Origin of the sequence: Rhodococcus sp. GXMU-t2271, from assembly GCF_041414735.1 — a bacterium.
GTDB lineage: Bacteria > Actinomycetota > Actinomycetes > Mycobacteriales > Mycobacteriaceae > Rhodococcus > Rhodococcus indonesiensis.
The window spans coordinates 1-561 of the sequence record NZ_JAUIZP010000100.1 but is presented as its reverse complement, the minus strand read 5'-3'; the positions used below and the strand labels follow the sequence as shown (position 1 = coordinate 561).

Here is a 561-nt window from a genome sequence, read left to right as displayed (position 1 = left end):
GCGTTCCTTCGGGGACAGCAGCGGCCACGGGCCGTCGTCGAAGGCCTTCCGGGCCGCGGAGACCGCGGCCGTGCCATCGGCGGCCGTTCCCTGGGCCACGGTGCCGAGCAGCGACCCGTCGTGCGGATCACGGGTCTCGAAGGTCACGCCGTCCGATGCGGGGCGCCAGTCGTCACCGATAAGGTGCTTGACGTCGAAAATTTCCGGTACTGCGGTCATGGACTCTCCTGTTGAACCAGGCAGAAACCGAAGGGTTTGCGGCCTGATATGAACGCGGCAATGTGCGGCATGTCATATGCGGCATCTATGACTCACGACACTACGAGCTGTGTTTCGCTCAGGCCATGGCCTCACACGCACATCGGGTGGTCTCCAGGCGCACGGCAACTGCAGGGAACGGGTCGAGAAGGGGTGCTCCGAGATCCTCGCCCGGAGCACCCCGCCACTCGATCAGGATCGGGCCAGCGCCGGAGTTTCGTAGGTGCGGCCGGCCAGTTCGGAGGCGACATCGACGATCATGTCCTCCTGCCCGCCGATGACACCGCGGCGCCCGAGTTCGAA

1 protein-coding gene and 1 pseudogene are annotated in these 561 nt (G+C 65.6%); both read right to left on the bottom strand.

The features are described 5' to 3' along the window. On the bottom strand, positions 1-219 hold a 219-nt coding region (locus QYS60_RS25710), incomplete at its 3' end, for an aldehyde dehydrogenase family protein (protein ID WP_371384660.1). A gap of 231 nt (positions 220-450) precedes the next feature. Beyond that, positions 451-561, bottom strand: a pseudogene (locus tag QYS60_RS25705) (4-hydroxy-2-oxovalerate aldolase); the annotation flags it as partial.